Below are 15190 nucleotides of genomic sequence, written 5' to 3'. Positions count from 1 at the left end.
TTAAGCCTGAGTTTCCCCCTTTAAAACGAAGGGGGAGATAAAAAGCTTATGCTTGTGGACCTCGCCCAAAATACGCGCCTCAAACCTTCAGTCGCCTTTTTGAGCCAGATTGTCTTTCCTTGTTGCCGAAACCTAGCGAGACGACCAGACTCAGCGGCTGATCGCCAGGTCACTTTACCCCTTGTGTTTTTATGGGGGTAAAATCGCCGGTTATGGTTGAGCGGTCTTTGTGGTCTAATGGTAAGCATAAGAACAGCGCATAATAAAAATAAAGCCAAACAATAAGAATAATAAACAGACCGAATCTTCTGTCACCCTTCAGAGGATTCCTGCTAAAGAGCCCGAGACAATATAACAATAAATCGGGCTTTTCTTTTTTTTTTAGGCTCAGTGCTTATTCAAAAAACCTTTGGGTATCAGCAATAAACCCACCATCCCAATGAGCGCAGCCGACATCAGCACCACCACCGGTGCAAATGTGGGGTCAGTGTACTTCATTAAAATCGTCGTTAACATCGGCACCAAGCCCGCCGTGATGCTCACGCCGATATTGTAACTTAGTGCCACACCGGTATAACGCACCTGGGTGACAAACAGGCGAGCAAAGAGACTCGGCACATTGCCCATTAACATCCCCGACAACAACGCAAAAATCGCAAACACCAGCGGCAAGATCGGGTGATGATTTAAACGCAGCATGTCATACACGGGAAAAGCCAAAAAAAACAACCCCACGGAAGCGATCATCATGGTTTTTTTGCGCGAGAAGCGATCTGAAAAATAACCAAAAACAACCATTAAGAGAGTGTAAAGCACCAAGCCAATCGATAAATTTAAATTAATAATATTGTAGTGATAATGTAAAAAAGCGGCGAGGTAAGAGGGCATATACAAGTACAGTAAAGACATCGCCGTACCCGCAAGCATAGCCACCATAATGGCGGCCACCAAACGCAAAGGGTAATAACGTAGCAACGTAAAAACAGGCACATCCGCCCGCCACTGCTGCTGTTCAAACGCAAAAGACTCTTGCATGGATCGACGAATTTGCCAACCCAAGAAGCCCAAAAGCCCGCCCAAAATAAACGGTATACGCCAACCCCAAGCATTGAGCGCTGCCTGACTTAAAAAGTGATTTAAGAGAATATGAATAAAAATCGCAAGCACCGCACCTAAATTCATCACCGCAAACACAATGCTGCACCATAGCCCCTGACGATTAGCTCGCACACTTTCGGCGATATACGTGATTGCACCGGGTGTTTCTGCCCCTAATGATAAGCCCTGAAAAATACGCATCACAAAAAAAATCAAACTTGCGCTCACGCCAATATGCGCATAGGTGGGCACCAAACCCATACACAAGGTCGATAGCGCCATGATTAACAGCGAAAAAGAAAAATTATTTTTTCGACCAAACTTGTCACCCAAGTGGCTAAAGATTAAACCACCAATGGGCCTGGCCAAATAACCCACAGCAAACACACCAAAGGTTGCAATGAGGGAGGTCATGACGGTGTGCGCGGGGAAAAAGCAGCGAGCGATTTCATCCGAAAAAAACGCGTAGATAATAAAATCATAAAACTCAAGCGTGCTGCCTAAGCCCGCCACAGTGACCAATTTTGCCAAAGCCCTACCGCGCATCACACCCCCAAACTCTTGCCACCATCATAACGATTTCCTCGCCAGCAAGCCATAAACAACTCGACCGGCCACTTTTTCTTTTTTTATCTGCCAAGCCGAAAGATCCGGCGAATCATTTTTTGCATACTCTATATAGATAAGGCCGCCCTCGCTTAAAAGATCGTGATCACCAATCAAGGCCAACGCGCTACTCAAAAAATCACTGTCAAAAGGCGGGTCCAAAAAAATAATATCGAACCGGCGCTCTGTGTGACGCAAAAAACGCAAGGCATCATCCTGGTAGATCATCGCCTCACTCGCCGACAAGCGATCGGCATTATCACGCAAGGCCTTGACGGCTTCGGCCGCCATGTCGAGAAAAACCACCGATGACGCTCCGCGCGAAATGGCTTCAAAACCTAAGGCGCCGCTTCCGGCAAAAACATCAAGACAGCTTGTACCTGGGATATCGTGCATTAACCAATTGAACAAGGTTTCCCGCAAACGATCACTACTGGGACGAAGGCCGGGAAGCACAGGAAAATGCAATTTACGCCCTCGCCAGCGCCCGCCGATGATGCGCACAGTTTCATTATTCAAAGCCAAACTCACTCAGCAGATAACCACGCTCGGCTTTGCTCACATTATTTGGGCTCAAGGAAAGTTGTTTATCTAAAAACGCAAACAACTCGTGCAAAGCCTTCTCATCGCCATCTTTCAGCTCAAGCTCAAGCTCGCACAAGCGCTCTGCGCCGCACTGACCACGAACTTCGCCGTGATCAAAGGCAAGCTCCACAGCACCAAAAGCATTTTCAATATCCCACTGCGTGCGAATAAATTCTGTCTCAAACAAAGGCTCTAATTGCTTGTGGATTTTGGGATAAAGCTCGCCGAGCTTATCTTCCAGTAGAGGATAGTCGATACCATGCCGACCGACTTCCCACTCCCACTCATCTCGACGGTGTAAGCCATTTTCAACCGAGCCGCCCCCTTTAAGGGTTTGAATCAGCTGCTGGCCTGATTGGCGTAGCCTCAACGCATAACCATGTTCACTGAGCACACGATCCGAGGTATCATAGTAAACACTATATAAATGAAGCTCTTTGTGTTCGCGAGCCAAAATGTTGATCAATTTTTGGACGTCACGCTCGTCCATGTTGAGCTTAAGCTCGACTTCTGACATAAGCTGTTTCCAATTTTTGTGCTTTTCAAGTAAACTGTTCGCGCCTTAAAGTGAGAGTATATCCATGGTTTCACCATTTTTAAAACTATTTGCTCGCTCACCTTTCAAACCCTTAAGCGAACACATGGAAACGGTGTACACATGCGTCAAAACCCTGGCGCCCTTTTTTGATGCCGTCCACACACAGAACTGGTCAGAAGCTGAAACTCTGCATCAAACCATCGTTTCTTTAGAAACCAAGGCCGACGACCTCAAACGCGACCTTCGCCTCAAATTACCCAAAGACCTTTTTCTACCGGTTAACCGCAGTGATTTACTCGAAGTTTTGAGCTACCAAGATTATATGGCCAACCAAGCTGAAGATATCGCAGGCCTCGTGTTTGGCCGACAAATGACATTACCCGAAGCCCTTTGGGCGGACTACCGAGAGCTCATCAGCTTATCGATAGACGCCTGCCGTCAAGCGTACAAGGCCATTCGTGAACTGAATGAGCTACTGGAAGCCGGCTTTAGCGGCCAAGAAAAACAAATTATCCGAGAAATGCTCGACAAGCTTCATCACATTGAACACAGCTGTGACGATGTGCAAATGCGCCTGTTCAAAACCTTGTACGAATTAGAAGCCTCTTTACCGCCTGTACGCGCCATGTTCACTTACAAACTGATTGACTGGACGGGAACCCTGGCGGACCTGGCTGAAAAAGTCGCCGACCGCTTACAAATCTGTATTGCTTCATAAGGAGCTGGAAACACCTGCATGCTTGAATACGCTTCTCTCATCATTTTCGCAGCTTGCCTGATCGGTTTCATCATGACCTGGGGCGTGGGCGCGAATGACTTGGCCAACATCATGAGCACCACCATAGGCTCACGCGCCATTTCAATCCGAACCGGCATCATCATTGCCATTATTTTTGAATTTGCCGGCGCGCTGCTAGGCGGTGAACACGTCACCAACACGGTTCGAAGCGGCATTATTAATGCAAACTTACTTTCGCATCACCCTTACACACTCGTCTTTGGTTTGCTCTCTGTTCTAATTGCGAGCAGCGCCTGGATGCTTTTAGCGAGTTACCTGGGCATGCCCGTGTCGATCACCAACGCGATTGTGGGTGGCTTGGTCGGCCTTGGCGCCATTGTGCTAGGCGCACATGCTGTGCACTGGGGTAAAGTCGGCGCGATCGCTGCCAGCTGGATTTTATCGCCCACCATTGCGTGCATTGTTGCCTATTTATTATTTCAAACCATTCGCCGCAGTATCTTTAATACCACATCGCCAGCCAAAAACGCGAAGCGCTTTTTACCGGCTTACTTTTTTTTAGTGGGCATCGTGTTAGCCGATATGACCATACTCAAGGGTCTCAGACACTTTGGTATTGAGCCTTCGCACTTGCAATCATTTGGCATCGTCTTTATCGCGGCCTTAATCATCACCTTGTTTGGTTTACAACTGGCTAAGCGTACAAGTTACCAGCCCGGCGAGAAACGCTTTAAGCAACATATATATATCGAAAAATTGTTTAGTTTGCTGATGGCCTTTACAGCTTGTGCGATGGTGTTTGCTCACGGCTCAAATGATGTGGCCATCGCCATGGGGCCTGTTTCAGCACTGATCAGTGCAGCCCATCATCACGGACACATTGTCGGCAATGCCCCTGGCTGGATTTTATGGTTTGGTTGTTTAGGTGTCGTCTGCGGTCTGATTATGTACGGTCGAAAAGTGATTAAAACCGTTGGGCATAATATCACCGACCTCACACCCAGCCGCGCCTTTGCAGCCACGCTGGCCAGCGCTGCGACGGTAATCGTTTCAACCAGCACCGGCATTCCTGTCTCTGCCACACAAACCTTGGTCGGTGGTGTCTTAGGCGTTGGACTTGCGCGCGGTATCGGCGCGCTTAATATCAAAACGGTCCGTAATATTTTGCTCTCATGGTTTGTCACGATTCCTGCATCCGCAGGCTTGGCCATATTGTGCTTTTATTGCCTGACGTACTTATTCGGAGTCTAGACGTGAATGACACAACAAAAAAAATGATCGCGCTAGCCTATGAAGCCTTACGCCACAGCTATTCACCGTACTCACACTACCAAGTCGGCTGCTGCTTGCTCGCCGAGAACGGTAAGCTTTACCACGGCTGCAATATTGAAAACGCCTCCTACTCGACAACACTATGCGCTGAAAGCAGTGCGCTAGGCACAATGATCACTGACGGCGCACAGCACATTAAAGCCGTTGTCATCGTCAACCACCTTGAAACCGCCTGTGTACCGTGCGGCGCCTGCCGACAACGCTTAGCCGAATTTTGTGACGATGACACACGCTTTTTACTCTGTAATAAAAGTGAAATACTAAACACCTTCACCTTGGCCGACTTATTACCTCATCGTTTTAACGCAACAACAATGAAAGAAAAGGATAACTAATATGATCACGATACAAGCACTACAGCCTGCTTTAGATGTCATTTACGAGCATATGCCCAAAGATTTCAAACCCAAAGTCGGTTTAATTTTAGGCTCTGGCTTAGGCCCTTTGGCCGATGAAATTGAAGAAAGTGTCGTACTACCTTACGAGCAGCTTCCGGGCCTACCCATTTCCAGCGTACACGGTCACGCAGGCAGCCTTGTTTTAGGCTATCTCGACGGCACACCCGTGGCCTGCTTAAAAGGTCGCGTACATTACTACGAAGGCGCCAACGGCAGCGCCTTCAAAATCCTGGTTCGACTACTCAAGGTGTTAGGCTGTCACTCTTTAATTATTACGAATGCCTCTGGCTCACTTCGCGCTGAAATTGGCGCAGGCGAACTTGTCGCCGTAAGTGATCACATTAATTTTCAATTTAATAATCCTCTCATTGGTCACAATGAAAAAGAATTTGGTGAGCGCTTTTTCCCGCTGGACCAAGCTTACGACCAGGGTTTACGGGATAAAATTCAAGCCGCTTCAAAAGCCCTTGACATCAAAGTACATGAAGGCGTTTACATTTCTGTCTTAGGCCCGAATTTCGAAACATCCGCTGAAATTCGGGCTTACCGCCTGTTGGGCGCCGACCTGGTCGGCATGTCAACTGTGCCCGAAGTCTTGGTGGCTATTCATTGTGGAATGAAGGTTGCTGTCATTTCAGCGGTGACAAATTTATCCGCCGACATCAACCCAGAGCCGATCACTCATGAAGTCACGCTAAAATACGGCGAAATCGCCTCAGCTAAACTCAGAGCCTTAATTCGCAAACTCTTTGAAATGAACCACGATGTCTTTTAACTTGTCACAGCTCTGGTCCTTCTTAGATCTGACCAACCTCGATGAACAAGCCAGCAAAGAGGACATTGAAGCGCTCTGTAAGATGGCCAAAAGCCCTCTAGGGGAGGTCGCGGCTGTTTGCCTTTACCCAAATTACATTGCCTTGGCAAAAACGTTTTCGCTTAAGGTTGCGACCGTGTGCAATTTTGCTAGCGGAAACGAAGCCCTCAGCGATGTTTTGACTGACATCGATTCGGCCATCGAACAAGGCGCCGATGAAATTGATGTCGTTATGCCGTATCAATCTTGGCTGAGTGGCAACGAAGCTGCCGTTCGCAAATTTCTAACCGAATGCAAACAGCGGTGCAAAGCGCATTGCTTAAAAGTGATTCTAGAATCGGGCGCTTTTACAGACGAAACCTCTCTCTACAACGCCAGTCGCCTAGCCATTGATTGCGGCGCAGATTTTATCAAAACATCCACGGGTAAAGTTGCACAAGGTGCAAGCCTTGAAGCTGCGAAAATTATGCTCAGTGCCATTAACGATGCCAACAGCGATTGCGGCTTTAAGGCTTCTGGGGGAATTGGCACAATCAAGCAAGCAACGGCGTATGCTGAATTGACCGAAAACATTTTACATCGCGCCATCAGTGCGAAAAACTTTCGTTTAGGTGCAAGCCGGCTGGCCGACGCTTTACTTAGTGAACACCTTTCGCAGAGCGCTTCATGAGTAGAGCGCATGACTGCAGCCACTGTGCGCTTGCAAAGCTTTGCCTGCCTTTTTCACTCGATGATGCTTCTCTAGAAACCTTAAGCGCCAAAATCAAAGATCAAACCAGCCTTAAAAAGCGCGATATTTTATATAAAAAAGGACAAACATTTTCTTCCCTATACGCGGTCAAAAGCGGAGCTTTCAAGGCTTCTATTTATGTCAAAGACCAAGAGATCATCACGCACTTTTTTCTTCCGGGTGAAATTATTGGCTTTGAAGGCATACATGCAAAGCATTATGCAACCACCACGATAGCGCTAAACGACAGCACAGTGTGCGAAATCAATTTTGATGATTTAAAGCACCTGGCTCAAACCAACCCTTTAATGCAAGACCATCTTTTCTCTTTAATGAGCCATGACATTGCTGGCGCTGTTTACACACATCCACACCACGAAGCACTCTCACAACTCGCCGCTTTTCTGGTTCAGCTATCCACACGCTTTCAGCGCCGAGGTTTATCGGCCACCAGGTTTGAGCTACCGATGACACGACAAGATATTGCTAACCACCTGGGGCTTGCGCTTGAAACCGTCAGCCGCTTGATGAGCAAGCTTCAAGCACAAAAAATCATTAAAACAGAGCTTCGTCTCCTGACCATTATATCGCTTGAAAAGCTATCGGCCCTGATATAAAGTAAATTCAACTAACCCTATGAGGCTGAATTTTCATGTACAAACATTTATTACTTGCCACAGATTTAAGTGATGAAAACCGAGACACACTAAAAAAAGCCCGAAAAATGGCAGACCTTTACGGCGCAAAACTCAGCATCATGCACGCTGTCGAACCTATCGTAAACTATGGTTACGTCGGCTTATCGGACATTGAAGAACAAATGGTTGAAGAGGCTAAGCAGTCGTTAAAGAAAATCGGTGAAGAACTCAATGTCACACCCGATGATCAGTGGATCGCTGTCGGATCAGCAAAAGCCGAAATCGTTGCCATTGCCAATGAAATTGGCGCTGACTTAATCATTATAGGCAGCCACTCAGAGCACAGTTTTACTGATCTTTTAGGCTCAACGACCAACTGTGTCTTACACCATGCTCATTGTGATGTGATCACTGTCCGCCATTGGAAAAAAGATGCCTAGAGGCATTTCCTTAACATTGAAATAAAAAAGGCCCGAAGGGGCCTTTTTTATTTTCCGCAGACAAGCTCACCGTCTTCTCGCTCATAGCAATTATTGCCGCAACGCACATCACCCATGCTATTGGTGGCACAGTTGTCGTAACGATGCTTACCACAACGCGCCTGCAAGCCGGTTTCTTTACAATCATAGCCGCAACGAATCGCACTGTTATGAGGATCGATGACACAGCGTTGCTCGGGCTTACTGGCACACTTGGCATAACCATCAACCACCTTACAATCATAACCACACACTTTCTCGCCGTGAGCCGTCACACACTGATGGCGCAAACGTGGGACAGAAGGTGGCGCCCTATCGGCTTTTAAATAACTTGGGCCAGATTCGCCTGCATTTTCATCTGATGAGGAGGGGTGGCCAAAGCCCGGGAAGTGAGAACAACCGGCCAGAAAAAAGCTGCCCAGTAATAGTATGATTAAACGTTTCATAGCGAAGTCCTTAATTAAAACTATGCGGCCCAGTCTAACCAAGCTGTATTTTCAGGTCAACATAGCGCAACGCCGCTTATTTGGATAGACTAAGGCCTATCTTACGCAGCGAAAATAACACAAGGAAACGCCATGAGCGAAAATCTCCTGATCTTAGTGGACGGGTCATCTTACTTATACCGCGCCTTCCATGCGATGCCGAACCTGACTAACCGCGAAGGCGAGCCCACTGGCGCCATGTACGGTGTTTTGAATATGCTCAGACGATTGCGTGCTGATCATCCAAGCGCCTATTTTGCTGTGGTGTTTGATGCGAAAGGCAAAACCTTTCGTCATGATCTATATGACGCCTATAAAGCGCACCGCCCGCCCATGCCGCCAGAGTTGCGTAGCCAAATTGAGCCGCTGTATGAAATAATTCGCGCAATGCACCTACCCTTGATTAGCATCAGCGGTGTAGAGGCTGACGATGTGATCGGCACACTGGCCAAGCAAGCCAGTCAAGCCGGCCTTAACACGTTGATCTCAACCGGCGATAAAGACCTAGCGCAACTGGTCGACAATCAAGTCACCTTGATCAACACGATGAACAATAGCTTTTTAACCCCGGACAGCGTCAAAGAAAAATTTGGTGTAGGCCCTGAACTTATTATCGACTACCTCACCTTGATTGGCGATACCTCTGACAACATACCAGGGGTTCCGAAAGTGGGCCCAAAAACCGCCGTGAAATGGTTAGAAGAATACGGCTCTCTGGATAACATTATTGCATCAGCTAATCAAATCGGTGGAAAGGTGGGCGAAAATCTGCGCGCCAGTCTCGAACAACTTCCGCTATCAAAAGAGCTGGTCACTATTCGCTGTAATGTCGATGTGCCGTATAAAATTGCTGATCTTCACGCAGGCAATGCGGATGAAAAAGCACTCGCCGACGCTTATCAACATTATGATTTCAAATCTTGGCTAGGTGATTTAAACCCTGAAAAAAGCGAACCTCAAAAAAAACAAGAAACAGAGTATCATATTATCAATGACGAAAAAGCACTGGATGTTTTAATTGATCGCCTAAACCAAGCCAGTTTATTTGCTTTTGATACCGAGACCAATAGTTTAAATTACATGCAGGCGAGCATCGTCGGTGTTTCATTTGCCCTCAAAGCACATGAAGCTTTCTACATTCCTTTGGCTCACGAAGACACAAGCCTTGATCAGCTCGACCGCGACACCACACTTCAAAAACTCAAACCGCTGCTCGAAAACGAAGGGGCAAAAAAAGTGGGGCAAAACCTAAAGTATGACCGCGAAGTGCTTCAAAATCATGGCATCACGCTAAGGGGTATTGCATTTGACACCATGCTGGAATCGTATGTCTTTAACAGCACTGCTTCACGTCATGACATGGACTCTCTGGCGCTCAAGTATTTAGGCTACACCACCGTTCATTATGAGGACATTGCAGGTAAAGGCGCAAAACAAATCACCTTTGATCAAGTAGACATTCAAACCGCGGCTAATTACGCCGCCGAAGATGCCGACATTACCTTGCAGCTACATGAAAAACTGTGGCCAAAATTAGCAAACGATGAAAAACTTAAGCAAGTATTCGAAACCATAGAAATGCCCCTGGTGCCAATTTTGTCGGATATGGAGCGAACCGGTGTCATGATCGATGCTGAAAAGCTTCAACAACAAAGCGCTGAAATCACTGAGCGCCTATCGGTGCTAGAAAAAGAAGCGCACACGATTGCAGGCGAACCCTTTAATCTTGCCTCCCCCAAACAACTGCAAACCATTTTGTTTGAAAAGCTTAATTTACCCGTGTTAAAGAAAACCCCGAAAGGGCAGCCTTCAACGGCAGAAGATGTGTTAAGTGACTTAGCGGCGGATTTTGAATTGCCTAAAATTTTATTGGAGCATCGAAGTCTCGCTAAATTAAAATCCACTTACACAGATCGACTACCCGAACAGATCGACCCGAATAACGGTCGTGTGCATACCTCATTTCATCAAGCCGTTGCAGGCACGGGCCGATTATCGTCCTCGGGACCGAACCTTCAAAACATTCCCACGCGCACAGAAGAAGGCCGACGCATTCGCCAAGCGTTTATTGCTCAAAAAGATTATCAAATTGTTTCGGCCGACTATTCACAAATTGAGCTTCGCATCATGGCACACTTATCTAACGACAAGGGCCTGCTCGAAGCGTTTGAAAAAGGTCTCGATGTGCACAAAGCCACCGCATCACAAGTGTTTGGCGTGGCCTTAAATGACGTCACCAATGACCAGCGACGAAAATCTAAAGCGATCAACTTTGGTTTAATTTATGGCATGTCCGCTTTTGGCCTGGCCAAACAAATCGGGGTGGATCGAGCCACCGCGCAAGCCTACATCGATGCTTATTTTGAGCAATACCCCGGTGTGCTCGACTATATGGAGCGCACCCGCGCCCAAGCACACGAAAAAGGTTATGTGGAAACGTTGTTCGGACGACGCCTGTATTTAAACGAAATCAACTCACGCAATAAAATGCGTCAAAAAGCGGCCGAGCGCGCTGCCATTAATGCGCCGATGCAAGGTACAGCTGCTGATATTATCAAGCGCGCCATGATTTTAGTCTCTGATTTTCTTCACCAGAGCGATGTTGACGCTCGCATGATCATGCAAGTTCATGATGAGCTTGTCTTTGAGGTCAAAGATACTGAGGTTGATGTCTTTACGAGTGCCATCGTGGACATTATGGGCAAAGCCGCAACCCTAAATGTGCCTTTAATCGCTGATGCCGGCAGCGGAAATAACTGGGATGAGGCACATTGACCTTCCAAAATAGGCTCCGTACAATGAGCCACTACAGTAAACCAATCTAGGAGATTGTCCCGATGAGAAAAACTACGCTTTCACTCGTGTTAGCTGCCGCTTTACCTGTTGCAGCCTTAGCTGCGAACCCAGCTCAGAACCTGGTGGAGAAACTCACACAAGGCCAGGCCACTATTGTAAAGTCTTTCCCCGGCATCGGTAACCTTGAAGGCTTTGTGGTAAAGCCCACACAAGGCCAAGGTCAAGAAACAGTGGTTTTTGTCGACAAAGACGGTCTTTATTTGATTCCAGGTCCTGTGATTAACGCTAACGGTGAAAATGCCACACAACTTGCCGTCAAACAACAAATCACAGACCCCATGGCGCCGAAAGTGATCCAGGCCGCAGCAAAAACTCACTGGTTTGCTCAAGGTAACCCTAAGGCACCGCACCAAGCGTATATGTTGGTTGAACCCAACTGTATCGCTTGCCACATGTTGCATCAAACCATCCAGCCCATGATCAAATCAGGTCAGTTATATGTTCGTTGGATCATGGTGTCTTTCTTGAAACCCTCAAGCGAAGGCAAAGCTGCAGCGATTTTGAGCGCAAAAGACCCTGCTAAAGCATTCAACACAGACGAAGCTAACTTCAACACAAAAACAGAATCTGGCAGCATCAACCCTTTAAGCAACGTGTCTAGTGAAATCAAAAACCAGCTCAAAGATAATATGGGCTTCATGCAAAAGTACAACTTTATCTCTACACCAGTGATTATTTACAAAGATAAAGATAACAAAGCCCAAATCATGAATGGCTTCTTGCCAGGTAAAGCGATGGAAAAACTTGTCGACACCATGACAACGCTTAACTAAACATGCTCTATCTCGGTTTAATGAGCGGCACGTCGATGGATGGCATCGACGCTGCCGTCATTGAAACAGATGGCCGTTCTCGTGTTAACACCTTAGCCGGCCTAACCGAACGATACGACGATAGCTTTCATCACTTACTCAAATACGCAGAAAAAATCGCCCACAATCTTCAGGGCGATCCTGTCAAAATAAACCGTGAATTTCTCCCCCGACTTAAACAGCAGCTAAGCAGCGCAGCGTTTATTTCCATGGAAGACTACTTTTTAAAAAAGTTTAATCGACCTTTAAGTTATAAACACCTTGCCCAAGCCTCTGCACTGCTTCATCTGAATACTGCTAGACGTTTATTATTTCACGCTAGACTTTCACAACACCATTTACATGCCGTGGGCTATCACGGCCAAACCTTGTTTCACGACCCAGCCAAACGCACCACACTTCAAATGGCAAATGCTCATACAATAAGCGCGGGCTTAAACACAACCGTGGTCTATGATTTTCGCTCACAAGATGTCGCACTGGGCGGGCAGGGCGCGCCTTTAGCCCCGATTTATCATCGAGCACTGGCTTTGCGTGACTCCTTATATCCCGTCGCTGTCATTAATATTGGCGGAATTGCTAACGTGAGTTTCATTGACAGTGATTCGCTTGAAGGTGTCTGTGGTTTTGACACCGGCCCTGGCAACACATTGTGTGATCATTACTTAAAGAAGCAAACTCACGGCAAAATATTGTTTGATAAGGACGGTCATTATAGTGAAAAAGGACGCCTCCATGAGGATTTAATGGCCGCACTGTATAAAGACGAGCGTCTACAGGCTTATTTAAATAAAACAGGACCTAAATCCTTGGATGTGAATGATTTTCAATTGCCCAGCGAGTTTTTTAACGCATCCATTTCACAAGCCGACGCTTGCTATACACTGCTAAACTTTACCGCAGAGCTGATCAAAAAAAATCTGGTCTCACACCCTGTCATCCCGCGCGGGGTGATTGTTTGTGGCGGTGGGTCGAACAACCCAACCCTAATAAAATTACTAAAAGAAAAAATTGAGCGACCCGTCTACACCGCTCAAGAAAAAGGCTGGCACAGTGACACACTAGAAGCGGAACTGATGGCCTATCTTGCCGCACGACGCTTACAAAATTTGCCCACAAGCTTACCGGCCATGACCGGTGTTGCGCGAGCTTTGTCGTGTGGCAAAGTACTGACAGCCCTTTAAACATTACGATGATGTAATCCAAGCTCTCGCAACTTCAGCCTGCTCACGTGGGAAAAATTTCATCTGCCCATCCATCATCAAACCAAAAATTTTACTCGCCCATTCTTCCCATTGGTGATCACCCAGCAGAGCAATTTTTTCGATGTCATGACGATGAGTCACGCCTGTCTTGAAATCGTCCCAAGCCGCTTGCCATTCCCAGCCCTCAAAACCTTTAAGGTCTAGATAAAAGCGTACCTTGCCGTGCTTCTTGATAGCTGCCTCAAGCCTTGGCATCAAATGTTCGGCGTAATCGGCATGGGTTAGTTTGCCCTCAACGCGCGCAGCAACAATTTGATCATTACCTAAATCTAAAAAGTAAAACATGGCGACCTCCTTTTGTTTCCGTTTCATTTATAACACTATCGGCTTATAATGGCGAGTCGTTCAGCCTGAGAGGTCAGCTTGAAACCCGGTTTTAACAGCACAATCGTAGCCAAACATCAAAAGCATCATGCACGAAGCTTAAAAGTCACCACCCCTCACGGAGAATTTATTACGCCGTGCTTTATGCCGGTGGGTACACGCGCAGCCGTCAACTGCATGACCACCCCCATGCTAGAAGAGGCGGGCAGCCAAATCATTTTGGGTGGCAATACGTACCATATGCTCGTAAACCCTGGCATGGACATCATTCATGCTGCAAGAGGTATGCATCCTTTTATGGCTTGGCAAGCTCCTATGCTTACCGATAGTGGCGGCTTTCAGGTTTTTTCTTTATCAAAGAATGCAAAGATTTGTAAAATTGACGAGCAAGGCGCACATTTCAAGCACCCCGATACAGGCAAGGTCATTCATATGACCCCCGCTGTATCGATCAAAACCCAGAAGACTATTGGGGCAGATATCATCATGGCCTTTGATCAGTGCACACCAGAAGATGAAGACAAGCGTGTGGCCATTAAAGCCATGGAGCGAACCCATCGCTGGTTACTAGAATCCATTGAAGCGCATGATAAGCAAACCGACTCAGATTATGGCAATCACCAAGCCTTATTTGGCATTATACAAGGGGGCTCTTACCGAGACCTTCGCGAACAAAGCGCCGAGTTTATTTTAAAGCAACCGCTCGATGGTATTGCCATTGGCGGCGAGGCCATTGGTTTTGATATGCCCAAAACCGCTGAAATCATCGATTGGCTACGTCCAGAATTACCGGAAGATAAAGTGCGTTACACCATGGGAGTGGGCCTGCACCCACAAGACTTACTCGACGTGGTCAAGGAAGGTATCGATATTTTTGACTGTGTGGCGCCGACACGCAATGCCCGACACGGTGCTTTATACTCGGGTTCATTTGTTGAAGAGGATGATTGGCTACGCTTTGACAGCACGTTTGATCGAGGTCGCCTTCAAATTAAGAAAGCCAGCTTTGCCAAAGATGAGCGCCCAATCATGGACGATTGCGACTGCCAGACCTGCACAAAGCACACCCGGGCTTATATGCACTTTTTGTTTAAATCCAACTCGCCATTGTACCATCCGTTAGCAACCACGCATAACATCCGTGTGATGCACATCGCATGTGAGAAAATGCGTGATCTTATGACAAAAATAAATGATTGACCTCGTTTTAGTTTATAGATTACAGTTTGATCCTATTGTTTGACTCACTTAGAAAGGAATCTATCTTATCATGAAGCTTACCTGGCTGTTACCAACGTGTGATGTTCTCCGAATAAAAGAAACCCTAGGCGGGGGACCCGAGCCTGTTGAACATGATGGCGGCGGCTTTATGGGATCTTAATCTATGTTTCCTTATACATTTCTAAATGATTATCACGTGTATAAGACGACCTAATCCTGAACCCAAAAATTTTTTCTACTGCACTGTTTATCACTGGCTTATTATCCATC

At 46.9% G+C, this 15190-nt stretch carries 16 protein-coding genes; 11 read left to right on the top strand and 5 right to left on the bottom strand.

Annotation, left to right across the window (positions count from 1 at the left end):
- Positions 1 to 387: 387 nt before the first annotated feature.
- Genes COV52_05900 through COV52_05890 form a run of 3 tightly spaced genes read right to left on the bottom strand, consistent with a single transcriptional unit; the run spans position 388 to position 2806 of the window.
- Positions 388 to 1644: a hypothetical protein gene (locus COV52_05900; protein ID PIR11037.1), complete on the bottom strand. Its 1257-nt coding sequence runs from the start codon at positions 1642 to 1644 to the stop codon at positions 388 to 390.
- Positions 1645 to 1668: 24 nt separating this feature from the next.
- Positions 1669 to 2229, bottom strand: coding sequence for a 16S rRNA (guanine(966)-N(2))-methyltransferase RsmD (rsmD, locus tag COV52_05895; GenBank protein ID PIR11146.1), 561 nt, complete (start codon positions 2227 to 2229; stop codon positions 1669 to 1671).
- Positions 2216 to 2806: a CYTH domain-containing protein gene (locus tag COV52_05890; GenBank protein PIR11036.1), complete on the bottom strand. Its 591-nt coding sequence runs from the start codon at positions 2804 to 2806 to the stop codon at positions 2216 to 2218. Before COV52_05890 ends, rsmD begins: the two co-directional genes overlap by 14 nt.
- Before the next feature lie 64 nt (positions 2807 to 2870).
- Here COV52_05890 and COV52_05885 point away from each other — a divergent pair, with 64 nt between their 5' ends.
- The 7 genes from COV52_05885 to COV52_05855 are packed head-to-tail and all read left to right on the top strand — an operon-like array spanning position 2871 to position 7918.
- Entirely contained in the window at positions 2871 to 3545 is a 675-nt protein-coding gene (locus COV52_05885) for a TIGR00153 family protein (protein PIR11035.1), read from the top strand.
- An 18-nt stretch (positions 3546 to 3563) separates the two neighbouring features.
- Positions 3564 to 4817, top strand: a complete 1254-nt coding sequence (locus COV52_05880) for a phosphate permease (GenBank protein PIR11034.1) — start codon at positions 3564 to 3566, stop codon at positions 4815 to 4817.
- A complete protein-coding gene (gene cdd / locus COV52_05875) occupies positions 4739 to 5233 on the top strand; it encodes a cytidine deaminase (GenBank protein PIR11033.1) in 495 nt (164 codons plus the stop codon). Before COV52_05880 ends, cdd begins: the two co-directional genes overlap by 79 nt.
- A 1-nt stretch (position 5234) precedes the next feature.
- The gene (locus tag COV52_05870; GenBank protein PIR11032.1) at positions 5235 to 6071 is read left to right on the top strand and encodes a purine-nucleoside phosphorylase; all 837 of its coding nucleotides are present in this window, start codon (positions 5235 to 5237) and stop codon (positions 6069 to 6071) included.
- Positions 6061 to 6780, top strand: a complete 720-nt coding sequence (gene deoC / locus COV52_05865; GenBank protein ID PIR11031.1) for a deoxyribose-phosphate aldolase — start codon at positions 6061 to 6063, stop codon at positions 6778 to 6780. Before COV52_05870 ends, deoC begins: the two co-directional genes overlap by 11 nt.
- Positions 6777 to 7457: a Crp/Fnr family transcriptional regulator gene (locus COV52_05860; protein PIR11030.1), complete on the top strand. Its 681-nt coding sequence runs from the start codon at positions 6777 to 6779 to the stop codon at positions 7455 to 7457. Before deoC ends, COV52_05860 begins: the two co-directional genes overlap by 4 nt.
- Positions 7458 to 7492: 35 nt before the next feature.
- Positions 7493 to 7918: a universal stress protein A gene (locus COV52_05855; protein ID PIR11029.1), complete on the top strand. Its 426-nt coding sequence runs from the start codon at positions 7493 to 7495 to the stop codon at positions 7916 to 7918.
- A gap of 47 nt (positions 7919 to 7965) precedes the next feature.
- Here COV52_05855 and COV52_05850 read toward each other — a convergent pair whose 3' ends face one another.
- Positions 7966 to 8403: a hypothetical protein gene (locus COV52_05850; protein ID PIR11028.1), complete on the bottom strand. Its 438-nt coding sequence runs from the start codon at positions 8401 to 8403 to the stop codon at positions 7966 to 7968.
- A gap of 132 nt (positions 8404 to 8535) precedes the next feature.
- Between COV52_05850 and COV52_05845 the strand changes: the two genes are divergently transcribed.
- From COV52_05845 to COV52_05835, 3 genes are all read left to right on the top strand, one after another.
- Positions 8536 to 11217, top strand: coding sequence for a DNA polymerase I (locus COV52_05845; GenBank protein ID PIR11027.1), 2682 nt, complete (start codon positions 8536 to 8538; stop codon positions 11215 to 11217).
- Positions 11218 to 11279: 62 nt separating this feature from the next.
- Positions 11280 to 12071 carry a thiol:disulfide interchange protein DsbG gene (locus COV52_05840; protein PIR11026.1) on the top strand — a complete coding sequence of 264 codons (792 nt, stop codon included), beginning with the start codon at positions 11280 to 11282 and terminating at the stop codon, positions 12069 to 12071.
- 2 nt (positions 12072 to 12073) lie between these two features.
- Positions 12074 to 13294 (top strand): hypothetical protein, encoded by a 1221-nt coding sequence (locus tag COV52_05835; GenBank protein ID PIR11025.1) that lies wholly within the window; start codon positions 12074 to 12076, stop codon positions 13292 to 13294.
- 3 nt (positions 13295 to 13297) lie between these two features.
- Here the strand turns inward: COV52_05835 and COV52_05830 are convergent, their stop codons facing one another.
- A complete protein-coding gene (locus tag COV52_05830; GenBank protein PIR11024.1) occupies positions 13298 to 13687 on the bottom strand; it encodes a hypothetical protein in 390 nt (129 codons plus the stop codon).
- A gap of 51 nt (positions 13688 to 13738) precedes the next feature.
- Here COV52_05830 and COV52_05825 point away from each other — a divergent pair, with 51 nt between their 5' ends.
- On the top strand, positions 13739 to 14899 hold the full coding sequence (locus tag COV52_05825; GenBank protein PIR11023.1) for a tRNA guanosine(34) transglycosylase Tgt: 1161 nt from the start codon (positions 13739 to 13741) through the stop codon (positions 14897 to 14899).
- Positions 14900 to 15190 lie beyond the last annotated feature (291 nt).

This window comes from Gammaproteobacteria bacterium CG11_big_fil_rev_8_21_14_0_20_46_22 (genome assembly GCA_002796245.1).
In the GTDB taxonomy this organism is placed as follows: Bacteria; Pseudomonadota; Gammaproteobacteria; order UBA12402; family UBA12402; genus 1-14-0-20-46-22.
This window is presented reverse-complemented; position numbering and strand designations above follow the sequence as displayed.

Excerpts from the sequence above, each read along its gene's own strand:
- COV52_05850 (PIR11028.1), bottom strand. The coding sequence starts at position 8,403 with ATGAAACGTTTAATCATACTATTACTGGGCAGCTTTTTTCTGGCCGGT.
- COV52_05835 (PIR11025.1), top strand. The coding sequence starts at position 12,074 with ATGCTCTATCTCGGTTTAATGAGCGGCACGTCGATGGATGGCATCGAC.
- COV52_05870 (PIR11032.1), top strand. The coding sequence starts at position 5,235 with ATGATCACGATACAAGCACTACAGCCTGCTTTAGATGTCATTTACGAG.
- cdd (PIR11033.1), top strand. The coding sequence starts at position 4,739 with ATGGTTTGTCACGATTCCTGCATCCGCAGGCTTGGCCATATTGTGCTT.
- deoC (PIR11031.1), top strand. The coding sequence starts at position 6,061 with ATGTCTTTTAACTTGTCACAGCTCTGGTCCTTCTTAGATCTGACCAAC.
- COV52_05890 (PIR11036.1), bottom strand. The coding sequence starts at position 2,806 with ATGTCAGAAGTCGAGCTTAAGCTCAACATGGACGAGCGTGACGTCCAA.
- COV52_05860 (PIR11030.1), top strand. The coding sequence starts at position 6,777 with ATGAGTAGAGCGCATGACTGCAGCCACTGTGCGCTTGCAAAGCTTTGC.
- COV52_05845 (PIR11027.1), top strand. The coding sequence starts at position 8,536 with ATGAGCGAAAATCTCCTGATCTTAGTGGACGGGTCATCTTACTTATAC.
- COV52_05900 (PIR11037.1), bottom strand. The coding sequence starts at position 1,644 with ATGCGCGGTAGGGCTTTGGCAAAATTGGTCACTGTGGCGGGCTTAGGC.
- COV52_05840 (PIR11026.1), top strand. The coding sequence starts at position 11,280 with ATGAGAAAAACTACGCTTTCACTCGTGTTAGCTGCCGCTTTACCTGTT.
- COV52_05885 (PIR11035.1), top strand. The coding sequence starts at position 2,871 with ATGGTTTCACCATTTTTAAAACTATTTGCTCGCTCACCTTTCAAACCC.
- COV52_05880 (PIR11034.1), top strand. The coding sequence starts at position 3,564 with ATGCTTGAATACGCTTCTCTCATCATTTTCGCAGCTTGCCTGATCGGT.
- COV52_05855 (PIR11029.1), top strand. The coding sequence starts at position 7,493 with ATGTACAAACATTTATTACTTGCCACAGATTTAAGTGATGAAAACCGA.
- COV52_05830 (PIR11024.1), bottom strand. The coding sequence starts at position 13,687 with ATGAAACGGAAACAAAAGGAGGTCGCCATGTTTTACTTTTTAGATTTA.